The sequence below is a fragment of the Actinoplanes sp. G11-F43 genome, from assembly GCF_050589265.1.
Taxonomy (GTDB): Bacteria; Actinomycetota; Actinomycetes; order Mycobacteriales; family Micromonosporaceae; genus Actinoplanes.
Genome location: NZ_JBNZCE010000052.1, coordinates 1 through 20,822, shown reverse-complemented (window position 1 = coordinate 20,822; position 20,822 = coordinate 1). Strand labels below are relative to the sequence as shown.

Below are 20,822 nucleotides of genomic sequence, written 5' to 3'. Positions count from 1 at the left end.
GTTGTGAGGCATTGACCCGCTAGACGTGCGATCCGCGACGTTTCACCCGTTCGGGACGGTCTCCGCCACCGCGCGGGCCGCCTCCGGCCCCTCCGCGAGCAGCACCGCGAACCCGGCCTCGTCCAGCACCGGCACCTTCAGCGCCATCGCCTTGTCGTACTTGCTGCCCGGGTTCTCCCCGACCACCACGAAGCCGGTCTTCTTCGACACCGAGCCGCTCACCTTGCCACCCCGGGAGGTGATCTCGGCGGCCGCCCGATCCCGGGTGAACCCGGCCAGGGTGCCGGTCACCACCACGGTCAGGCCGTCCAGCGTGCGCGGGCCGGTCTCCACCCGCTCGTCGGCCATCCGCACCCCGGCCGCCCGCCACTTCGCGACGATCTCCCGGTGCCAGTCGACGGCGAACCACTCCCGCAGGCTCTCCGCGATGATTGGGCCGACCCCGTCCACCTCGGCCAGCGGGTCGATCACCTTGACCTTCCGCTTGACGACCGGAGCCGCCTCCTCCGGCGCCTTCTCTTCCGGCGCCTTTTCTTCCGGCGCCTTTTCTTCGGGCGCCTTTTCTTCCGGCGCCGCCACCTCCGCCGCCGTCGGCGCCTCCGCTTCGTCCGGTTCCTCGGTGACCGCCGGCACCAGCGCCTCGACCTCGGGCAGCGCCGCCGTCCGCGCGACGATCTCCTCGATCGCCTCCATCGTCAGGTACTCCAGGGCGAGCGCCTCCGCCGCCGTCGGCCCGACATGCCGGATCGACAGCGCCCGCAGGATCCGGGCCAGCGGCCGGCCCTTCGCCTCGGCCAGACTGGCCAGCATCTTCTCCGCATTCGCCCCGAGCGTCCCGTCCTTCTTCACGAAGAACGGCGCCCGCAGCAGGTCGTCGGCGGTCAGCGTGAACAGGTCACCCTCGTCGAACAGCACCCCCGAGTCGATCAGCGCACGCGCCGACTTCTCCCCCAGCACGCCGATGTCGAGAACGTTGCGCTGCCCGATGTAGGTCAGCCGCTCCCGCCGCTGCCCCACACAGAACTGCGAATTCGGGCACCGGATGTCGATGTCGCCCTCCTTCGCCGGCGCCAGCGTGGTGCCGCAGTCCGGGCACTCGGTCGGCATCACGAACGCCCGCGCGTCGGCCGGCCGCAGATCCAGCACCGGGCCGAGGATCTCCGGGATCACGTCACCGGCCTTGCGCAACACCACCGTGTCGCCGATCAGCACACCCTTGCGCACCACCTCCTGCGCGTTGTGCAGGGTGGCGAACTCGACCTCCGACCCGGCCACCGTCACCGGCTCCAGCACCGCGTACGGCGTGACCCGGCCGGTCCGCCCGGTGTTCACCGCGATGTCCAGCAGCTTGGTGGTGACCTCCTCCGGCGGGTACTTGAAAGCGATCGCCCAGCGCGGCGCCCGGCTCGTCGAACCCAGCCGCCCCTGAATGGCGACGTCGTCCACCTTCACCACCACACCGTCGATGTCGTGCTCGACGTCGTGCCGGTGCTTCCCGTAATACTCGATGAACTCGACCACCCCGGCCAGGTCGTCGACCAGCCGCCACCGCTCGCTGACCGGCAGCCCCCACGACCGCAACGCGGCATAGGCCTCCGCCTGCGACGCCGGGCTGAACCCCTCGCGCGCGCCCAGCCCGTGCACCACCATGCCCAGCCCGCGCGACGCGGTGACCTGCGCGTCCTTCTGCCGCAGACTGCCCGAGGCGGCGTTGCGGGGGTTCATATACGTCGGTTTGCCCTGCTCCACCAGCATCGCGTTGAGCGCGGCGAACGACTCCGCCGGGAAGTAGATCTCCCCCCGCACCTCGACCAGATCGGGCACGTCGTCACCGGCCAGCCGCTCCGGGATGCCGGCGATGGTCCGCACGTTGGGCGTCACGTCGTCACCGGTGCGCCCGGTGCCCCGGGTCGCGGCCCGGACCAGGACACCCTTCTCGTACGTCAGATTGATCGCCAGCCCGTCGATCTTCAGCTCGCAGAGGAACCGCACCGGACCGCCCGCGTCGCGCACCGCCCGCTCGGTCCAGGCGCCCAGCTCGTCCAGGTTGAACACGTTGTCCAGCGACATCATCCGCTCGAGATGATCGACCTTGGGGAAGTCACCGGAGACGTTGCCGCCCACCATCTGCGTCGGCGACTCGGCCGTCCGCAGCTCGGGGAACTCGGCCTCCAGCGCCTCCAGCTCCCGCAGCAGCAGATCGAACTCGGCGTCCGAGATGATCGGCGCCTCTTCGTCGTAATAGCGGTGCTGGTGCTCGCGGATCTCCTCGGCCAGCTCGGTGTGCCGGGCCGCGGCCCGCAACGCCGGGTCGTCACCCGCAACGGCAGCCCGCAACGCTGGGTCGTCGCCTGCAACAGCAGCCCGCGGCGCCGGGTCATCGCCCGCAACGGCAGCCCGCGGCGCCGGGTCATCGCCCGCGGCGGTGGTCGGGACGGCAGGGGAATTGTCGGGCACCGGAACCTCCGTGTCAGTGAATCCAACTGGCACGTTAGTCCCCACCACCGACAATTTCGGGGACCGGAGCCGCCCTCGGACCGCCGGGCCGGGGCGCCTCAGACCTCGCTGATCCGCCGGCCGGCCTCCGTGCATGCCTTGAGCAAGGCGCGAACGTAGCCGTACGGCGCGCCGGCCAGCCCACACGCCGGGGTGATCACCACCTGCTCGGGCAGCCGCGCGGCCGGGAAGCCGAGCCGCCGCCACAACGTCGACACCCGCTCGGCGATCTGCTTCGCCTCGGGCCGCCCATCGGCCGCCCGGCCCGGCCCGCCCGCGGCCGGGCGCACCGTGGCACCGGCGGCGAACCGGGCCGGTGAGGTCACCACCGGGCGGGTCGGCGCGGCACCCGCGAAGATCCCCAGCCCGGCCTCGATCGCCTCACCCAGCGGGTCCAGATCCTTGATCAGCGAAAGGTCGAAGGCCACCGCGGTCGCCCGCGCGTCCCGGATCACCTGCAACGGCACGCCGGGCGCACAGCAGTGCACGACGACGGGCGTGTCCACCGCCTCGACGATCGTCCGCAGATGGGTGGCGGCGTCCGGGCCGTCAACCTTCCGGTACGCCCCCAGCCCGCTCTCCGTCGGCACCCGCCCAGCCAGCACGGTCGGTAGCGACGGCTCGTCCAGTTGCAGCAGCACGGTCGCGCCGGGCACTCGTTTGCGCACGTCGGCCACGTGCCGCCGGAGTCCTTCGGCGAGCGAGTCGGTCAGGTCCCGGACGGCGCCCTGGTCCCGCAGCATCCGGCCGCCGATCGGCAGGTCCAGGCCGGCGGCCAGGGTCCACGGCCCGGCAGCCTGGATCTTGAGTGGCCCGGAGTAGCCGTCGGCCTGCTCGGTGAGCTGGTCCAGGTCACGTTCCAGCAGGTCGGCGGTGATCCGCATGTCCTTGCCGGGCCGGGAGGCGATCTGCCAGCGCCCGGCGTAGACCTGCACCGGCAGCTCGATCAGAAACCCCGCCGAGCGGCCGATGATGTCCGCGCCCGGCCCGCGTTCCGGCAGCTCGGCGAGGTGCGGCAGGGCCGGCAGCTCACCGACGACGATCCGCTGGGCCTCGGCGATGTCGGTGCCGGGCAGCGACCCGATCCCGCTGGCGGACCCGGCCGCCCAGGGAAAATCAGGCACGCGACGCCGCCGCGACAGCCGAGCCCGCCGGCGAAGCCACGGCCGACGAAGCACTCACCGACGAAGCCACAGCCGACGAAGCACTCACCGACGAGGCCACGGCCGACGAAGAGACGGAAGCCTCCGAAGAGACGGATGAAGGCGACGAAGCGGTCAGATCCACCGACCGCTCACCCGCCGTGATCGTCGCCGAGCCGAGGACGATGTCGCCGTCCGGGTCCGGCCGGTACGCCACGATCGCCTGCCCGGCGGCGACCCCCCGAGCCGTGCCCCGCAGCGTGGCGACCAGCGAGTCCCCGGTCACCGCGACCGAGGCGCCGACCACCTCACCGTGCGCCCGCAACTGCACCTGACAGTCCGACAAATCCGAAAAATCGTGCCAGATGGGCCGACTGGCGCGCACCACGTCGACTTCCAGATCCTCCCGCGGCCCCACCGTCACGGTGTTCGTCACGGGGGTGATCGACAGCACATAGCGCGGGCGGCCATCCGCGGCCGGCACCCGCAGGTCGAGACCCTTGCGCTGGCCGATCGTGTAGCCGTACGCCCCGTTGTGCGTCCCCAGCTTCTCCCCGGTCCGCCCGTCCACGATGTCACCGGGCGCCGAACCGAGCCGGCTCTCCAGGAAGCCCCGGGTGTCGCCGTCCGAGATGAAGCAGATGTCGTGCGAGTCCGGCTTGTCGGCGACGGCCAGCCCACGCGCGGCGGCCTCGGCCCGCACCTGCTCCTTGGTCGAGTCCCCGAGCGGGAAGATCGCCCGGTCGAGCTGCTCGCGGGTCAGGACGGCCAGCACGTACGACTGGTCCTTGGGCAGGTCGACGCTCCGCCGCAGCAGGCCGTCGGCGCCGAGACGCGCGTGGTGCCCGGTGACGACGGCGTCGAAGCCGAGCGCCACCGCCCGGTCCAGCACCGCCGCGAACTTGATCTTCTCGTTGCAGCGCAGGCACGGGTTGGGGGTGCGGCCCGCCGCATACTCACTCACGAAGTCGTCCACGACACTGTCGTGGAACTCCTCCGCCATGTCCCACACGTAGAACGGGATGCCGATCACATCGGCGGCCCGCCGGGCGTCCCGGGAGTCCTCCAGGGTGCAGCAGCCGCGCGCCCCGGTGCGGAAGGTCTGAGGGTTTCGGGCCAGCGCCAGGTGCACACCGGTGACATCGTGGCCGGCATCACGGGCGCGCGCGGCGGCGACCGCGGAATCGACACCGCCCGACATGGCCGCAAGAACACGCATGCACCCAGCCTAACGGGGCGTCTTCCACGCCCCCGCTCGGCGGGCCCGCTCGACCGCGCCCGGCAGCACCGCCAGCAGCGCGTCGACGTCGGCGGGCTCGCTGTCGTGCCCGAGACTGAAACGCAGCGACGACCGGGCCCGCGCATCGTCGGCACCCATCGCCAGCAGCACGTGACTGGGCTGGGCCACCCCCGCCGAGCAGGCCGAACCGGTCGAGCAGTAGACCCCCCGCGCGTCCAGGAGCAGCAGCAGCGCGTCGCCCTCGCAGCCGGGGAAGGAGAAGTGCGCGTTGCCGGGCAGCCGGTCCTCCGGGTCACCGTTGAGGATCGCCTCCGGAACCGCCGCCCGCACCCGCGCCACCAGGTCGTCCCGCAGCGCCGACACCCGGGCCGCGTTGTCCGCCCGGGACGCCACCGCGGCCTCCACGGCGGTCGCGAACGCCGCCACCCCGGGCGTGTCCAGTGTGCCGGAACGCACATCGCGCTCCTGGCCGCCACCGTGCAGCAGGGGCGTGCACGCGACGTCCCGGCCGAGCAGCAGCGCACCCACGCCGACCGGCCCGCCGACCTTGTGCCCGGTCAGGGTGAGCGCGGCGGCGCCGGAGGCGGCGAAGTCCACCGGCACCTGCCCGACCGCCTGCACCGCGTCGGTATGGAACGGGATGCCCGCGGCGGCCGCGATCGAGGCCAGCTCGGCGACCGGCTGCACCGTGCCGACCTCGTTGTTCGCCCACTGCACGCTGACCACCGCGATCTCGTCGCCGTGTGTGCGCACCAGCTCGGCGAACGCCTCCGGGTCGACCCGTCCGGCCTCGTCCACCGGCTGCAGTGTGACGTCCGCCGCTTCGTGCCGGCTGAGCCACTCCACGCCGTCCAGAACCGCGTGATGCTCCACCGCGGACGCGACCACCCGGCGCCGCCCACCGTCCCGGCGCGCCCAGAAGATCCCCTTGACCGCCAGGTTGTCCGCTTCGGTGCCACCGCCGGTGAACACCACCTCCGACGGTCTCGCCCCGAGCGCCGCGGCGATCCGCTCCCGCGACTCCTCCACCAGGCGCCGCGCCCCCCGGCCGGCCGCGTGCAGCGACGACGGGTTTCCAAGCTCACGCGCCGCCGCGACGTAGGCGTCCAGCGCGGCGGGCAGCATCGGCGTGGTCGCCGCATGATCGAGATAGGCCATCGCCCCCAGCTTAGGCCGTCCCTCCGCCGATCCCCGGCCGCGTCCTGCCCACAAAGATCAACCCCACACCCACACCGCGCCGGTACGCTCCACACCCCCACAACCGCACCACTGCGCCCCGCCTCGTCCCCGCGAGCCAGGCGCCCCACCGGACCGTCCGGCGCCCACCGGGCGATTCCGGTGGTCCCGCCAAACCTCCCGTGCCAACTTGCGGTGCGCCCCGCACCACACCGCACCACACAACCCGCCACCCCACCACACGTGCCAACTTGCGGTGCGCCCCGCACCACACCGCACCACACAACCCGCCAACCCAGCACGCGTGCCAACTTGCGGTCCGAAACGCACCACACCGCGCCACACAAACCGCCAACCCAGTTCGCGTGGCTACTTGCGGTCTGGAGCGCGCCGCACCGCGCCACACAACCCGCCAACCCAGTACGCGTGGCTACTTGCGGTCTGGGGCGCGCCGGAGGTCGGCACGCGAATTTTGGGGCCGCATTCGCCCGGCGGGCGCCGGGCGGTCCGGTGTGCCGCCTGGCTCGCGGGGACGAGGCGGGGCCCCGTGGTGCGGTTGTGGGGCTGTGGAACGTACCGGAAGACGGGGTTGATCGGGGGGTTCCGGATACGACGACGGCCCGGCGGAAGATCGCCGGGCCGTCACCTGATGCGGGGGTTACTTGCGCTTGCGGATCTCGTCCGCGGCCTGCGGGATCACCTTGAACAGGTCGCCGACGACGCCGAAGTCGGCAAGTTCGAAGATCGGGGCCTCGGCGTCCTTGTTGACGGCGACGATCGTCTTCGACGTCTGCATGCCGGCCCGGTGCTGGATCGCGCCGGAGATGCCGAGCGCCACGTAGAGCTGCGGCGACACCGTCTTGCCGGTCTGCCCGACCTGGAACTGGTGCGGGTAGTAGCCGCTGTCCACCGCCGCCCGGGAAGCGCCGACGGCACCGCCGAGCAGGTCGGCCAGCTCCTCGACCAGCTTGAAGTTGTCCGCGTTGCCGACGCCGCGACCGCCGGAGACGACCACGCCCGCCTCGGACAGCTCGGGACGCGAGCCCTTGGCCTCGGCGACCCGCTCGACGACCTTGGTCAGCTTGTCCTGGTCGGACACCGCGACGGTCAGCGCCTCGACCGCGGGGGTGGCGGCGGCCGGCTCGGGGGTGACCGAGTTGGGGCGGATGGTGACGATCGGCAGGCCCTTCGTCACCTTGGACTTGACGATCGTGGAGCCGGCGAAGACCACCTGAGTGGCGGTGCCGTCGGCGTCGACGCCGGACGCGTCGGTGAGCAGACCGTTGTCCAGCTTGATCGCCAGGCGGCCGGCGATCTCCTTGCCCTCCTGGGTGGAGGCGAGCAGGATCGCCGCCGGCTGCACCCGCTTGGCCAGCTCGGCGACCACGGTGGCCTTGGGGGCGACCAGGTAGCCCTCGACGTCCTCGCCGGACGCGGTGTAGATCTTCTCGGCGCCGAACTCGCCGAGCTTGGCGGTGTCCGCCTCACCGAACACCACAGCGGAGACCGACCCGAGTCCACGGGCGATCGTGAGCATCTCGAGGGTGACCTTCTTGACGCCGGCCTCGACGACGACCAGTACCTCAGCCATATCTACGTATCCCCTCGGGCTCAGACGAACTTCTCGGTGGCGAGGTACGCGACGAGCTGCTCGCCACCGTTGCCCTCGTCGACGACCTTGGCGCCGCCGGTACGGGCCGGGCGCTTGGTGAACTCGATCACCTGGCTGGTGGCGCCGGCGAACCCGACCTGGTCGTTGGCGACACCGAGCTCGCCGAGGCTCAGGCTCTGCACCGGCTTCTTCTTGGCGGCCATGATGCCCTTGAAGGACGGGTACCGCGGCTCGTTGATGGTGTCCCAGACACTGACGATCGCCGGCGTGGCGGCGGTGACCACCTCGTAGCCCTCGTCGGTCTGCCGCTCGACGGTCAGCTGCGAACCGTCCACGGTGAGCTTGCGGGCGCCGGTGAGGGCGGCCACGCCGAGCAGCTCGGCCAGCATGTGCGGGACGACCTGGACCCGGCCGTCGGTGGACTCGGCGCCGCTGAGGATCAGATCGGCGTTCAAGGTGCGCAGCGCGGCGGCCAGCACCTTGGAGGTGGCGACCGCGCAGGAGCCGTGCAGGGCGTCGTCCTGCACGTGGACGGCCTTGTCGGGACCCATCGACAGCGCCTTGCGGATCGAGTCGGTGGCGCCACCGGGACCGACGGTCAGGACGGTCACCTCGCCGCCGTGCGCCTCTTTGATCTTGAGGGCTTCCTCGATGGCGTACTCGTCCATCTCGTTGATGACGTTGCTCGCCGACGCGCGGTCGACCGAGTAGTCAGCGCTCAGGGTGCGCTCGGCACCGGAGTCGGGTACCTGCTTGACCAGTACGACGATATTCATCGCGCTACTACGACCCTCCTGTATTGAACGCACCGTTGCGGTCGACGGTGTCCTCGGCCGGAACGGTGCCGGTCGGCGAACATGTCAGCCAGGTTACCCGCCAGTAGCTTCACTGTTGCCGGCCACCCAGAGTGACACACCTCACCCGCATGACGATCTAGATCGCTACAGTGGGCAATGAGGAGGTGTCAGACATGTCCGGTCAGAACGTCTCACTCGTGGAGGGCGTACACCCATCCACGACCCATATTCCCTCACGTTCGGAACAGCCCGCCCCGCAGTCCCACGGTCGCGCAGGGCCCGACTCTCCCTGGTGCAAGTGTGGACGCCCGAGAGAGGCTTGTGTGAGTGATGAAGTACGCAGTCTCTGGCACCACCTTCTCGACCCGATAGGTCGATAATCGGCAGCGTGTCCGGTGACTTGAAGGAATGGTTCGACCCGTCGCGGGCCGGGACCACCCCGGACTACCGGTTCTCCCTGGCCAACGAGCGCACCTTCCTGGCCTGGATCCGCACCGGCCTGGCCCTGATCGCCGGAGGACTGGCCTGCGCCCAGTTCCTGCCGCCACTCCCGGTCGCCCACCTGCGCGAGATCATCGCGATCCTGCTGCTGGTGCTCGGCGCACTCGTCGCACTGCGCGCGGTCGACCACTGGGTGCGCACCGAACGGGCCATGCGCCTGGGCACCGACCTGCCACGCTCCCGGTTCCCGGCAGTCCTCGCCATCGCGGTGGCGGTCGGCGCGGTGGCGATCATCGTCGCGGTCCTGATCCAGATCTTCTGATGCCCGCTTCCCCGGAGCACACATCCGGCCGTCGCGATCCCGGTCACCCCGGTCCCGGCCGGCTCCACCCCGGCCGTCGCGATCCCGATCACCCCAATCCCGGCCAGCTCGACAACGGCCGGCGTGATCCCGGGTCGCACGACCCGCGTCGCGGCACTCCCGACTCCCATGATCAACGCCGCCGCGATCCTCATCCCTGCGATCAGCACCACCGGGATCCCGGGGCCTGTGCTCAGCTCGGCCGCGATCCCGGCGCCTCGCCGGAACGAACCCGGCTGGCCTGGCGCCGCACCGGCCTCTCCGCCGCCGCGGTGACACTGCTGATCGCCCGGCCGGCCTTCACGCCCGGTGCCGGCCCGGCGGAGTTCCTGGTGGCAGCCGCGGCGATGGTCGGCTGGGCCGGCATGGTGGGGCTCGCCTTCCACCGCGCCCGCGATCTCCGGTCCCGTTTTCCCGGGGCGTCCGCGCCGACGATCCGGGCCTACGCGCTCGCCCTCACGGCCCTCGCGTTCCTCGGTGGATGGGTTGTCATGCTCTGATCGTCGCCGTCTCCGCTCGAGGGAGGCATCATTGCGGCATGGTCCGGTTGTTCATCTTCTTGGCCGCGGTGGCCCTCGTGCTGCTGATCCTGGCCCTCATCAGCAGCCTCGCAGCCGAACGCGTGCGTAACATGCCCCGTTTCGCCTGGGTTCTGGTGATCCTGTTGATTCCGATCGCCGGCCCGATCGCCTGGTTCCTCTCGGGCCGGCCGGTCAGCCGCGCACACCGTCCGTCACGCCGCCCCGCGGCTCCCGACGACGATCCGGATTTCCTTCGTTCCATGGATTCCGAGCAGTCCCGCCGCGATCGGGAGTTGCTCAACCAGTGGGAGCGGGAGATGCGGCACTCCGAGGAGCCCGAACCCAGTCCGGAAACCCACGACGAACAACACGATCAGCAGGATCGCGATCGCCCCTAGATCCCGGTGACGAATCGGTCCGGCGAGGGATCGTTCCGGCAGCGGGTCACGCGGGCTGCGGTGCGGCCCAGGCGGCGTCTGAGGGCATCCGGGGAAAGGGCACCCACAACACCCCTTTCTCCGGCTGCCACCAGCCACCACCTGGACCTCGCCTCACTTCCACGCGACAGAACTCAGGCCCGCGCGGCGACCATCCAGCCCTCAGACGCGTCCCGGCCCGCGGCGCGTCCCAGCCTGAAACGCGTTCCGGCTTGAAACGCATCCCAGCTTGAAACGCGTTCCGGCGGAGGCGAGATCCGGCCTGAGACGCGATCCAGCCTGAGGCAGGCCCGCCCGGCACGCGCCAGCCGGGCTGATGGGTGGAGCCTGGACCAGAGCCGAGGCCGGTCAGCGCGGGCCGATCAGCTCAGGCCGGTCAGCGCGGGCCGATCAGCTCAGGCCGATCAGCTCCATGATGTCGCGGAAGACGTTTATCGCGTCCTGGTCGATGGGTTCGGCGTTGCCGTATCCGTAAGCCAGCACCAAGGCCACGATCGGCACGGTGATCATCACCACGATGCTCAGCATCACCTGGAAGGCCCGGCGCAGACGGCCTCGGCGGCGGGGGCGGCGGGTTCTGGCCTGGTCCGGGGCGGGCGGCGCCGACGGGACGACGACCGCGCGGGCCGCCGGTGAGACCGGGCGGGACGAGACCGGATGTGATGCGCCCTGACGAGACGCGGCCTGACGAGACGCGGCCTGACGAGACGCGGCCTGATGGGAGGCGGCCTGGCGGGGCCCGGCCGGGTGGGGTGCGGCCTGATGGGATGAGACCGGGTGGGACGCGGCCGGGCGGGACGCCATCGGACGGGCCGAACCCATCGCTGGTGAGACCGGGCGGGCGTGTGCGACCACCGGCTGTGTCGCCCGTTTCTGGTTGGGCGGTCGCGCCGGGCCTCGGGGGTCCGGCTCCGGCGGGCTGGTGGCGACGGTCGCCTCCGGGTCGGGACGCCAGTTGTCGACGGCGTCCGGCCAGGGGTCGACCGGCGGGCGCAGATGTGGCGGGGTGTCCGGGCCGGGCGGCTCCGGGTGGTCCATGACTCCCCGGGGCTGCCGTTGCGGTAGCGCGCCGCCGCCCATCTCGCCGGAGCCTGCCGCGGCACCGCCCTCACCGGAGCGAGCCTCAAGACGAGACCCGGACGAGCGGGCGTCGGCCGAGCGGGCTTCACGACGAGCCTCAGTCGAGCGGGCCTCAGGATGCGCCTCAGCCGAGCGGGCCATGCCACCAGAATCCGCGGAATGGGACATACCTCCCACTTCGGCCGAGCGGGGCACGCCGCCGGCCTCGGATGGAAGGACCGTTCCCCCGGCCTCAGGCGAGCGGGACATTCCACTGATCTCGGGCGAACGGACTGCCCCGCCGCCGTCCGCCGGACGCGTCATGTCGTCCGCCGCGTCCGAGTGGGGCATACCGCCGCCCTCAGCTGAGCGGGCCGCTGCGGAGCGGGCCACGGCCAGCACGTCGTCCGGCAGTTTCTCGGTGCCCACGTCGCCGTCCGGGTGACCGGACGCCGGGTCCTGCTCGGACGGGATCGCCGGGACCGGTGTGGTCACCGGACGGGCGGCGATCGCGGTGGGCCGGTCGTCGATCGGGCGCGGCACGATGACCGTCTGCCGGGACGCGACGGCGGTGGGCCGGTCGTCGGCGGGGCGCGCGACGCTGGTCGGCCGTTCCGCGGTGACAGCGGCCGAGACCGGCACCGTGCCAGGCTCGGGTTCGCCGTCGCGGACCGGAAGATGTTCGCCGTCGCGGACCGGAAGGTATTCGCCGTCGCGGACCGGAAGGTATTTGGACGGGAGCCGCAGTTCCTCGGTCGGCCCGGGGGCGGCCGGTTCGGTGGAGAGCAGGGCGGCGCCGGCCAGGATGCTGCCTTCGGCCACCACCAGTTCGGGTTGTTCGATGACGACGGGCGGGTCGCCGAGTGCCCGGTGCAGCAGGGTGGCCACCAGGGGGATCCGGCTGGCGCCGCCGACCAGGAAGACTCCGGCGAGCCGGCCGTCGGGCAGGTCGGCCCAGCGCAGGATGTTCCGGGTCACCTGGACGGTCTGTTCCAGCACCGGCCGGGCGACCGTCTCCAGCTCTTCCCGGGTGAGGTGTGCCTCGACGTCGAGCAGGGGGACCACGAAGTCCGCCGACTGGGCCCGGGAGAGGCGTTCCTTGGCGATCCGCACGTCGTCCCAGAGCTGGCGGCGGGCCCGGCGTTCCTCGACGGTGGCCGGTGCCATCAGGCGGGCCCAGTCGTCGGTGCGCAGGTGCTCGACGATGGCCGCGTCCACGTCGAGGCCGCCCAGGTCGTCGCGGCCGTCGACGGCGAGGACCTCGAAGCCGGTGGAGGTGCGGGCGACGACGCTGGTGTCGAAGGTGCCGGCGCCGAAGTCGTGCACCACGACGACCGAGCCGATCGGCACGTCCCGGCCGAGCACCTCGGCGAAGTAGGTGGCGGCCGCGACCGGCTCGGCGACCAGCCGGGCGCCTTCCAGTCCGGCGCGTGCGGCGGCTTCGGCGAGCAGGGTGCGCCGGGTGGCGCCCCAGGCGGCCGGGCAGGTGAGGGTGACTTCGGGACGGTACGGCCCGACGGCACGGTGCCACTCCTCGGCGACCCGGGCGAGCACCGCGGAGATCAGCTCGACGACCTCGAACTCGCGTTCACCGAGGAGCACCAGGCCGTCGTCGACGCGGCGTTTCGGGTTGGGTTCGAACCGGGCCGGTTCGAGGCGGGCGCTGTGCACCGCGTCCCGGCCGACGAGCAGGTTGCCCTCGGCGTCGGCGTAGACGGCGGACGGCAGCAGCGGGGAACCGTCGACCAGGATCGGCCGGGCGCGACCGTCCGGCCATCGCGCCACGGCGACGGTGTTGGAGGTGCCGAAGTCGACGCCTAGGGCGTATCGCTTCGGACCACCCTGGTCGATGGACATGACCGCAGTCTAGGCAATGACCGCCCGCAACCGGTCCATCCCGTCAGGCATATTCGCGACGATGATGATCACCCGCCGGTGAACTCGGGCTTCCTCTTCTCGACGAAGGCGGTGGTGCCCTCGATCCGGTCGGTGGTGGCGAACAGACCGGCGAACAGGTGTGATTCCAGGGCCAGACCGGCTGCCAGGTCGGCACTCAGGCCGCCGTCGATCGCCTGTTTCGCGGCCCGCAGCGCCAGGGCGGGGCCGGTGGTGAACTGGCGGACCAGCTCGACGGCCGTGTCGTACACCTCATCGGCCGGGACCACCCGGTCGGCCAGGCCGATCCGCAAGGCCTCGGCACTGTCGATCATCCGACCCGTGAAGATCAGATCCTTGGCCTTGGCCGGGCCGATCAGCCGGGCCAGTCGCTGGGTGCCGCCGGCGCCGGGGATGATGCCGAGCTTGATCTCCGGCTGGCCGAGCCGGGAGTCGTCGGCGACGACCCGCCAGTCGCAGGCGAGGGCGAGTTCGCAGCCGCCGCCCAGGGCGTACCCGGTGATCGCGGCGACCACCGGTTTGGGGATCCGGGCGACCGCGTCGAAGGCGCTGGAGAGGGCCCCGGCCCGGGCCACCATCTCCTGGTACGTCACACCGGTGAATTCGGTGATGTCGGCGCCCGCGGCGAAGTGCTTGCCAACTCCGTGCACGACCACCGCGCGGACCGTGGCGTCGTCGGCGGCGGCGTGCGCGGCGGTGCGCAGTTCTTCCTGAACCTGGGTATTGAGAGCGTTGACCGGCGGTCGCTCCAGCCGGATGGTACCGATACCGTCGGTGATCTCCAGCCGAACGAACTCGCCCACCGGTGCCTCCTCGCACTCCGCCGTTTGGCCGTCAGCGTACGACGACCGCGGGTTACATTTGAGGCTTGTTCGCGACCTGCCTCGCGTTGAACTCTCCGTGAGCCTTCGGAAATCCGCCACCACCGTCGCGGACAAGCCTCATCCTGGTCGCCTGGGGAGGAAGAAATGACCATGTACTACCGAGATCCGGAAGTGCTGATCACATCGTCCGGGGTCTGGATGAACGGCCGGGAGTTCCGGCTGCCCGAATTGATCCAGGTCTGGCACACGAAGGGCCACCGTTCCTGGGGAGTCATCGCCTGGCGGGGCGCTCTCGGCCTGACCATCCTGCTACCACTGCTCGTCGGCGCGCTGGCCGTGCTGCTGGCGGTGCTGCTCGACCTCTCGTTCGGCACCACGGCGGCCATGGTGGTCGGCGGCATCCTGATCGGGATCGCCGTCGTTCCGGTGGCCGACCTGCTGCTGGAGCGGATGGATCTGTCCTATGACCACGGCAGCCGCACCCTGGAGATCTGGGGGCGGGTCCGCGACGGCGACGTGCTGTTGATGCGGACGAACAACGCGCAGAAGTTCGGTCGGGTGTACCGCGCCCTGGAACGGGCACTGGAACCGGCGATCCACTGACCGGGGCGACCGCGGCGGCGTGTGCCGGCGCGGTCGCCTTCGCCAAAACTCCCCCCGGGAGCTGCGCAAACCCCCAAAATCAACATCACCATGAAGATCACTCAGGTACGCCCGACAGGTCAGGAACGCAAGTTCAGTGACGGCGAACTGATCGTCACGAAGACCGATCCGCGCGGCATCATCACCTACGCCAATGACGTCTTCCTGCGGATCTCCGCACTGGACGAGGACGACGCGATCGGGCGGCCGCACAATCTGATCCGGCACCCGGACATGCCTCGGGCCGTCTTCAAGCTGCTCTGGGACACCCTCAAGGAGAAACGCGAGATCTTCGCGTACGTGGTCAACCTGGCCGCCGACGGGGCGCACTACTGGGTCTTCGCCCATGTCACGCCGTCCTTCGACGACAGCGGCCGGGTGGTCGGCTACCACTCCAACCGCCGGGTGCCGTCCCGGTCGGCGATCGCCGCGGCCGAGGAGCTGTACGGGGTGCTGCGGTCCGCGGAGCGCCGCCACGACAGCGCCCAGGACGCCGTCGCCGCCGGGTACGCCGCGCTGCAGCGGGTGCTGTCCGAGCGCGGGCGCAGCTACGACGAGCTGGTCTGGGATCTGTCCACCAGCGCGCGGGCCGGGGGCCGTCGATGAGTCACGAGGACGACGCGCTCTACGCGATCGCGGACGTGTGCCGGCAGGCCGCCGCGGGTGACCTGGAGGCGCGGGTGCCGGTGCTCGGCGGGTCGGAGGCCGAGCAGGAGGCCCGGTCGGCGATCAACGAGCTGCTGGACCGTACCGACGCGTTCGTCCGGGAGGCCGGCGCGGCCTCGGCGGCCGGTGCGGCCGGGCATTTCTACCGGCGGTTCCTGGTCGGGGGCATGGGCGGCGCGTATCGGCGGGCGGCCGAGGAGATCAGCCGCTCCGGTGACGCGATGAGCAGCAACGCCGATCAGATCGCCACCGCCGCGCAGTCCCGGATCGCCTTCGCCGACCAGTTGGAGACCGCGGTGCTGGCCCTGTCCGAGCGGATCGCGGCGGCGGCCGGTGAGATGGGACGGTCGGCCAACGGCCTGGCCGGGTTCGCCCGGTCCGCGGTCGGGGACGCCGAACGGGGCCTGGACACCGTCACCGAGCTGCGCCGGTCGTCCGGCCAGATCCGGCACGCCGTCGACCTGATCAACCGGGTGGCGATGCAGACCCAGCTGCTCTCCCTGAACGCCTCCATCGAGGCGGCCCGGGCCGGGGCCGCCGGCCGTGGGTTCAGTGTGGTCGCCAACGAGGTGAAGACCCTGGCCAACGAGACCGGGGAGTCCAGCGGCGAGATCATCGACCAGGTGGACGCGGTGCAGCTGGCCTCCGAGGACGCGGTCCGGGTGCTGCGCGCGGTCACCGACCGGATCCGGGAGATGAGCAGCCTGATCGATGGCATCGCGGTCGCCGTCGACGGTGACGCCGAACACGAGACGACCGGCCTCTCCGAACTGGCCGAGGTGCTGCGTGTGGAGGTCCAGCGGTTCCTGGTGGCGGCCCGTTCCTGACCGGCCGCGGGCGGCCGGTCAGTGGGCGTACAGCGCCTCGATGTCGTTGCGTTCGGGCAGCGCGCTGCTGGCGCCGACCCGGCGCACACAGGCGGCTCCGGCGGCGTTCGCCCAGCGCACGGCGTCGACCAGGTCCCGGCCCTCGCCCCAGGCCACGGCCAGCGCGCCGGTGAAGGCGTCGCCGGCGGCCGTGGTGTCCGCGACGTCCACCGTGAACGCCGGCACGTGCACGTCCCGGCCGTCCCGCTCGGCGAACCGGGACCCGCCGCCACCGAGGGTGAGCACCACCCGGGACACCAGGGCCAGCAGCGACGCCATGTCCGGTTCGGATCTGCCGGTGATGCCGCGGGCCTCGGTCTCGTTCACCACCAGCAGATCCACCTCGCCGAGCAGCTCCGGCGGCAGCTCGCGGACCGGCGCCGCGTTCAGGATGGTCCGGGTCCCGCCGGCCCGGCCGGCCCGCAGCGCGGCCAGCACCGTCGACATCGGGATCTCCTGCTGGCAGAGCAGCACGTCGGCGGCGGCGATCGCGGCGGTCTCCGCCGCGGTCAGGTCGGTGAACGAGCGGTTCGCCCCCGGACTGACCAGGATCGAGTTCTCCCCGGCGCGATCCACCATGATCACGGCCACCCCGGAGGAGCCGTAGCTGGTGCGTACCAGATCGACGGAGACGCCCGAGGCCGCCAACCGCGCGTTGAGGGTCACCCCGAAGGAATCCGACCCGATGGCGCCGAGGAACGTCGTCTCGGCGCCCGCCAGGGCGGCGGCGATGGCCTGGTTGGAGCCCTTGCCGCCGGGCATCATCACGAAGTCGTCGCCGAGCACCGTCTCGCCCGGCCGGGGCAGGCTCGGCGCCAGCCCGACCAGGTCCATGTTGGCGCTCCCGGCGACGACGACCCGGGTCATCAGCCGGCCCGTGCGGTGTACCGGTCGCCGAACCGGTCGACGATCAGCGGCAGGCCGAAGGTCTTCGTCAGGTTCTCCGCGGTCAGCACCTCACCGAGCACACCGGACGCGACCACGTTGCCCTCGCGCAGCAGCAGCGCGTGGGTGAAGCCCGGCGGGATCTCCTCGACGTGGTGGGTGACCAGCACCATCGCCGGGGCGTCCGGGTCCAGTGCCAGCTCGGTCAGGTGCCCGATCAGGGTCTCCCGGCCGCCCAGGTCGAGACCGGCGGTGGGCTCGTCGAGCAGCATCAGCTCGGGGTCGGTCATCAGCGCGCGGGCGATCTGGGTGCGCTTGCGCTCGCCCTCGGACAGGGTGCCGAACTCGCGGTCCGCGAACCCGGCGATGCCCAACTGCTCCAGCAGCTCACGGGCCCGGGCCTCGTCCTGCGGGTCGTACGACTCACGCCACCGGCCGACCACCGACCACGCGGCGGTGACGACCACGTCGAGCACCCGCTCGGACGGTGGCACCTGGTCGGCGAACCGGCCGGTGGTGATGCCCACCCGGGTCCGCAGCTCGGTGACGTCGGTCCGGCCCAGTTTCTCCCCCAGCACCCAGGCGGTGCCCCGGGTCGGGTGCAGGCGCGCGGACGCCAGGTTGAGCAGGGTGGTCTTGCCGGCGCCGTTGGGGCCCAGCACCACCCACCGCTCGTCCAGCTCGACCTGCCAGGTCAGGTCACGGATCAGGAAGTTCCCGCCGCGCACCACGTTCACGCGGTCGAAGGCGATCACGGTGTCGTCGTCGGGCGGATTGGATACGGCAGCCTCCAGCACCCGTCCATCCAATCATGTCCGCGTACGCCGATCGGACGGCGTGCCGGTGCCCCGCTCCCCCGAGGGACAGACGGCCCCCGGACGGCCCCGGTCAGTCCGTCGTCGAGCCGAAGACCTCGTCACGCACCGCGTCCAGCGCGCTGCGCAGCGCGCCGTGCAGCACCGGCTCGGCCGGCACCTCGGTGACCACCACCTTGGGCGATCCCAGGGTGATCGCGGCCACCTCGCGTTCCACCCGGTCGGCGAGCGCGGCGCCACCGGCCCGGCTCACCTCGCCGGCCAGCACCACCAGCGGCGGGTCCAGCACCGCGCAGGTCGCCGCGACACCGAGGGCGAGCCGGCGGGCCAGCTCGTCCAGGACCGGCTCACCGGCGGGACCGGCGGCCACCGCGGCCCGGACCACGTCGGCCGCCTCGGCGCCGCGGAATCCGAACTGCTTGCCGATCGCCTTCACCGCGTCGGCGCCGGCGATGGCCTGGAACGCGCCCTTCACCCCGCGCCGGGAGGCGTTGTGCGGCACCTCGGCGCCGGCCACCGGCAGGTAGCCGATCTCACCGGCGGCGCCGGTGGCGCCCTGGTGCAGCCGGCCGGCGATCACTGTGGCCAGACCGACACCACGGCCGATCCAGACCAGCGCGAAGTCGGTGACCCCGGTGGCCGCGCCGCTGCTCGACTCGGCGACCGCCGCCATGTTCACGTCGTTGCCGAAGAAGACCGGGATGTTCAGGTCACGGCGCAGATCGGCGAGCAGGCCGCGGTGCCAGCGCGGCAGGTCGTGGGCGAAGGAGATCTCGCCGGACTGCGGGTCCACCAGGCCCGGGGTGCCGAGGACCACCCGGCGGACCGAGGACATGTCGGCGCCGGCCTCACCGGCGGCCTGGATCACCGCGTTGTGCACCACGCCGACCGGGTCGTCGGTGTCCTTGGTGCTCTGCTCGACCCGGCTGATCAGGGTGCCGGTGATGTCGGCGCACGCGGCGACCACACCCTCCGGGCCGACCTCGACGCCGATCACGTGGGCGCTGCCGGGGGTGACCGCGTACAGCTGGGCGTTCGGCCCCCGGCCGCCGGCCTGCTCGCCGACCCGGCGGACCAGGCCACGCTCCTCCAGCCGCTCCACCAGCTGGGACGCGGTGACCTTGCTCAGGCCGGTCATCTCGCCGAGTTGAGCCCGGGTCAGCGGGCCCCGGGTGAGCAGCAGGTCCAGCGCCGCGCGGTCGTTGAGAGCGCGCAGCAACCGGGGCGTGCCCGGGAGGCGGGTGGCGGCCATAGCGTAGTCCCCTAATATTAAAGGTTCTTTCCTGTTACTGTGTCGACGCACGACACGCAGCCGCAGCGTAACGGTAGGCAATGATGCCGGACCGGAAGGTGGCTATCGACTCCGAGCGATCATGGCAGCTCCCGGCCGTCATCGGCCATAGTTGCGCCATCGGAAGGAAACCATGTCGATCGACCCCGGGCTCCGGAGACTCGCTCTGCGCACCCTGCTGGCCGCGTTCCCCGGCACCACCGCGCCCGGCTGGGCCGGCGACCTGCTCGCCGACGGACTGGCCGGGCACACCCTCTTCGGTGGCAACGTCGCCGACGCCGCACAGGTCGCCGCGCTGACCGCCGGCCTGCGCGCGATCCGGCCCGACACGCTGATCGCGATCGACGAGGAGGGCGGGGACGTGACCCGGCTCGGGCACCGGACCGGTAGCCCGTACCCCGGAAACGCCGCCCTCGGCGCCGCCGGCGACCCGGATCTCACCCGCCGGGTGTACGCCGCGATCGGCGCCGACCTGGCCGCCACCGGTATCAATCTGGACCTCGCCCCGACCGTCGACGTGAACACCGCGGACGACAACCCGATCATCGGCACCCGGTCGTTCGGCGCCGACCCCGGCCCGGTGGCCCGGCACACCGCGGCGGCCGTTCAGGGCCTCCAGTCCAGCGGGGTGGCGGCCTGCGCCAAACACTTCCCCGGGCACGGCGCGACGGTCACCGACTCGCACCTGGAACTACCCACCGTCGACGTCCCGCTGGACCTGCTGCGCTCCCGCGACCTGCCACCGTTCGCCGCCGCCGTCGACGCCGGGGTCCGCGCGGTGATGAGCGCGCACATCCGCGTCCCGGCCCTGACCGGCGACGGGCCGGCCACCTTCAGCCGGGCCGCGCTGACCGATCTGCTCCGCACCGAGCTGGGCTTCCAGGGCGCGATCATCACCGACGCCCTGGAGATGCGCGGCGCGGCCGCCTCGGCCGGCGGCATCCCCCGGGCCGCGGTCGCCGCCCTGGCCGCCGGCGCCGACCTGCTCTGTATCGGCGCCGTGGTGGACCTCACCCTGGTCGAGTCGATCGCCGCCGAGATCGCCACCGCCACCGCCGACGGCCGCCTGGACCGGCACCGCCTGGAGGAGGCCGCCACCCGCACCGCGGACCTCGCCGCCTGGGCCACCCCGCCCACCGCCGCGACCGCCACTCACCGGTCCGGCCTGGCCGGCAGGCCCGGCCCCGCACCTCACCGGCCCGACCTCGCTCTCGGCGTGGCGGCCGCCCATCAGGGCATGACCGTCGAAGGGTCGGTGGAGAGGTTGCGGTCGCCGCTGGTGGTGCGGTTCGTGGCCGGCTGGTCGATCGCCGAGGGCAGGGTGCCGTGGGGGCTGAGACCGCACCTGGCCACGGCCGAGGAGATCGAGGTGGTGGCCGCCGAGGTCAGTGCCGAATCGCTCACCCGGCAGGCCGGTGAGCGGCCGATCGTGCTGACCGGGCGGCGGATCCACAACTCGGCGCCGGCCCGGGAGCTGATCGAGAAGCTGGCCGCGGACCGCCCGGTCGGTGTGGTCGAGATGGGCTGGCCGTCGGCGTGGCGGCCGGCCGGAGTCGAGGCCTTCGTGGTCACCCACGGCGCCAGCCTGGCGAACGGCCGCGCCGCCGCCGAGGCCCTGAACCTCACCTGACCGCTCCAAGCCCGTGTGGTGGCGT

At 72.0% G+C, this 20,822-nt stretch carries 17 protein-coding genes and 1 pseudogene; 7 read left to right on the top strand and 11 right to left on the bottom strand.

Features of this window, described 5'->3' with window-relative positions:
- Positions 1 to 42: 42 nt before the first annotated feature.
- The 6 genes and pseudogenes from ligA to ACQ0O7_RS41225 form a co-directional block, all read right to left on the bottom strand.
- A complete protein-coding gene (gene ligA / locus ACQ0O7_RS41250; protein ID WP_430791223.1) occupies positions 43 to 2,337 on the bottom strand; it encodes an NAD-dependent DNA ligase LigA in 2,295 nt (764 codons plus the stop codon).
- A gap of 218 nt (positions 2,338 to 2,555) precedes the next feature.
- Positions 2,556 to 3,620, bottom strand: a complete 1,065-nt coding sequence (locus ACQ0O7_RS41245; protein ID WP_430791221.1) for a methionine synthase — start codon at positions 3,618 to 3,620, stop codon at positions 2,556 to 2,558.
- A gap of 175 nt (positions 3,621 to 3,795) precedes the next feature.
- A pseudogene (gene mnmA, locus ACQ0O7_RS41240) lies at positions 3,796 to 4,857 on the bottom strand (tRNA 2-thiouridine(34) synthase MnmA); the annotation flags it as partial.
- A 9-nt stretch (positions 4,858 to 4,866) separates the two neighbouring features.
- On the bottom strand, positions 4,867 to 6,036 hold the full coding sequence (locus tag ACQ0O7_RS41235) for a cysteine desulfurase family protein (RefSeq protein WP_430791219.1): 1,170 nt from the start codon (positions 6,034 to 6,036) through the stop codon (positions 4,867 to 4,869).
- Between the two features lie 676 nt (positions 6,037 to 6,712).
- The gene (locus ACQ0O7_RS41230; protein ID WP_430791217.1) at positions 6,713 to 7,645 is read right to left on the bottom strand and encodes an electron transfer flavoprotein subunit alpha/FixB family protein; all 933 of its coding nucleotides are present in this window, start codon (positions 7,643 to 7,645) and stop codon (positions 6,713 to 6,715) included.
- Positions 7,646 to 7,665: 20 nt separating this feature from the next.
- The gene (locus ACQ0O7_RS41225; protein WP_430791215.1) at positions 7,666 to 8,442 is read right to left on the bottom strand and encodes an electron transfer flavoprotein subunit beta/FixA family protein; all 777 of its coding nucleotides are present in this window, start codon (positions 8,440 to 8,442) and stop codon (positions 7,666 to 7,668) included.
- A 409-nt stretch (positions 8,443 to 8,851) separates the two neighbouring features.
- Here ACQ0O7_RS41225 and ACQ0O7_RS41220 point away from each other — a divergent pair, with 409 nt between their 5' ends.
- Genes ACQ0O7_RS41220 through ACQ0O7_RS41210 form a run of 3 tightly spaced genes read left to right on the top strand, consistent with a single transcriptional unit; the run spans position 8,852 to position 10,184 of the window.
- Positions 8,852 to 9,226 (top strand): YidH family protein, encoded by a 375-nt coding sequence (locus ACQ0O7_RS41220; RefSeq protein ID WP_430791213.1) that lies wholly within the window; start codon positions 8,852 to 8,854, stop codon positions 9,224 to 9,226.
- Positions 9,226 to 9,765, top strand: a complete 540-nt coding sequence (locus ACQ0O7_RS41215; protein WP_430791211.1) for a DUF202 domain-containing protein — start codon at positions 9,226 to 9,228, stop codon at positions 9,763 to 9,765. The genes ACQ0O7_RS41220 and ACQ0O7_RS41215 overlap by 1 nt, the downstream gene beginning before the upstream one ends.
- Before the next feature lie 38 nt (positions 9,766 to 9,803).
- A complete protein-coding gene (locus tag ACQ0O7_RS41210) occupies positions 9,804 to 10,184 on the top strand; it encodes a PLD nuclease N-terminal domain-containing protein (protein WP_430791209.1) in 381 nt (126 codons plus the stop codon).
- 429 nt (positions 10,185 to 10,613) lie between these two features.
- On the opposite strand, the gene ACQ0O7_RS41205 is transcribed toward ACQ0O7_RS41210, so the two are convergent.
- Positions 10,614 to 13,139 carry an Hsp70 family protein gene (locus ACQ0O7_RS41205; RefSeq protein ID WP_430791207.1) on the bottom strand — a complete coding sequence of 842 codons (2,526 nt, stop codon included), beginning with the start codon at positions 13,137 to 13,139 and terminating at the stop codon, positions 10,614 to 10,616.
- 68 nt (positions 13,140 to 13,207) lie between these two features.
- Entirely contained in the window at positions 13,208 to 13,981 is a 774-nt protein-coding gene (locus tag ACQ0O7_RS41200) for an enoyl-CoA hydratase/isomerase family protein (RefSeq protein WP_430791205.1), read from the bottom strand.
- A 165-nt stretch (positions 13,982 to 14,146) separates the two neighbouring features.
- On the opposite strand from ACQ0O7_RS41200, the gene ACQ0O7_RS41195 reads away from it, so the two are divergent.
- From ACQ0O7_RS41195 to ACQ0O7_RS41185, 3 genes are all read left to right on the top strand, one after another.
- Positions 14,147 to 14,605, top strand: a complete 459-nt coding sequence (locus tag ACQ0O7_RS41195; RefSeq protein WP_430791203.1) for a DUF6232 family protein — start codon at positions 14,147 to 14,149, stop codon at positions 14,603 to 14,605.
- A 90-nt stretch (positions 14,606 to 14,695) separates the two neighbouring features.
- Entirely contained in the window at positions 14,696 to 15,250 is a 555-nt protein-coding gene (locus ACQ0O7_RS41190; RefSeq protein ID WP_430791201.1) for a PAS domain-containing protein, read from the top strand.
- Entirely contained in the window at positions 15,247 to 16,137 is an 891-nt protein-coding gene (locus tag ACQ0O7_RS41185) for a methyl-accepting chemotaxis protein (RefSeq protein ID WP_430791199.1), read from the top strand. Before ACQ0O7_RS41190 ends, ACQ0O7_RS41185 begins: the two co-directional genes overlap by 4 nt.
- Before the next feature lie 18 nt (positions 16,138 to 16,155).
- On the opposite strand, the gene ACQ0O7_RS41180 is transcribed toward ACQ0O7_RS41185, so the two are convergent.
- The 3 genes from ACQ0O7_RS41180 to ACQ0O7_RS41170 form a co-directional block, all read right to left on the bottom strand.
- A complete protein-coding gene (locus ACQ0O7_RS41180; RefSeq protein WP_430791197.1) occupies positions 16,156 to 17,043 on the bottom strand; it encodes a ribokinase in 888 nt (295 codons plus the stop codon).
- On the bottom strand, positions 17,043 to 17,870 hold the full coding sequence (locus ACQ0O7_RS41175; RefSeq protein ID WP_430791195.1) for an ABC transporter ATP-binding protein: 828 nt from the start codon (positions 17,868 to 17,870) through the stop codon (positions 17,043 to 17,045). The genes ACQ0O7_RS41180 and ACQ0O7_RS41175 overlap by 1 nt, the downstream gene beginning before the upstream one ends.
- 79 nt (positions 17,871 to 17,949) lie before the next feature.
- Positions 17,950 to 19,128, bottom strand: a complete 1,179-nt coding sequence (locus ACQ0O7_RS41170) for an ROK family transcriptional regulator (RefSeq protein ID WP_430791193.1) — start codon at positions 19,126 to 19,128, stop codon at positions 17,950 to 17,952.
- Positions 19,129 to 19,300: 172 nt separating this feature from the next.
- Between ACQ0O7_RS41170 and ACQ0O7_RS41165 the strand changes: the two genes are divergently transcribed.
- Positions 19,301 to 20,797: a glycoside hydrolase family 3 N-terminal domain-containing protein gene (locus ACQ0O7_RS41165; RefSeq protein WP_430791191.1), complete on the top strand. Its 1,497-nt coding sequence runs from the start codon at positions 19,301 to 19,303 to the stop codon at positions 20,795 to 20,797.
- Positions 20,798 to 20,822 lie beyond the last annotated feature (25 nt).